The organism is Pseudomonas sp. LM13 (assembly GCF_041381355.1).
Lineage (GTDB): Bacteria > Pseudomonadota > Gammaproteobacteria > Pseudomonadales > Pseudomonadaceae > Stutzerimonas > Stutzerimonas frequens.
In genome coordinates this window covers 1-758 of record NZ_JACBXH010000130.1, presented here as the reverse complement: position 1 = coordinate 758, position 758 = coordinate 1, and the positions used below count along the sequence as shown (strand labels likewise).

General features: G+C 51.2%; 1 protein-coding gene. It reads right to left on the bottom strand.

All coding sequences use genetic code 11. The features are described from left to right. Nucleotides 1–292: 292 nt before the first annotated feature. The coding region (locus tag HZR81_RS23680) for a VOC family protein (RefSeq protein WP_500129402.1) at nt 293–758 on the bottom strand (466 nt) is incomplete at its 5' end.

Here is a 758-nt window from a genome sequence, read left to right as displayed (position 1 = left end):
CTAGTACTGTAACTCCTCGTACTGGCCGGTAGCGTATCAAGTGGCATCGTTCAGCTAACGAAGCGTTCCGAGTCGACCCCGAACCAGAAACGGCATGAGATTTACCGGGGTGACGCCAGCCGGGGCATGCCAGCGAATATCGCCGAAGGGGTCAAAAGGAGCTAAGACGATTTGGTCACTAAGTGCAGGATATATCGGATTGCTATCTTGAGTAGCTAATACATGTTTGTTTGGTCGCTTGTTCATATAAATGATTCATCTATATAGAGGCGACCAAGACTTAGTGGTAACGCTAACCGCCACACTGGTTATCGTCGAAATAGACAAAGGCCAACTTGTTGCCGTCAGGATCACGAACATAGGCTGCGTAGAATCCCGTTCCGTACTCAGGTCTGGGGCCAGGAGAGCCTTCGTCAGTACCTCCGTTCTCAAGCGCGAGTTCAAAGAGTCGCCCTATTAGCGCTGGGCTCTCCGTGAGTAACGCCGTCATGGTTCCATTGCCGGGGCGTGCTTCCTCTTGGTTATAAGGAAGACAAGCGTGAAAGGTGGGGGTCCGGTTGCCCGGAACTCCCCAAGCAACCGATCGCTCGTCCCTCCACGAAATTTCCAACCCCATTGCTGAGAATATAGGTTCGTAGAAACGCGCTGAACGGTTCAGATCGGTCGTTCCGACCATTGTATATGCAATCATCCTTCCCTCCCAATCTCGCTGAAAAAAGGAGTAATAACCGAAGTGTAAAAAGCGCTGGTCATATGAC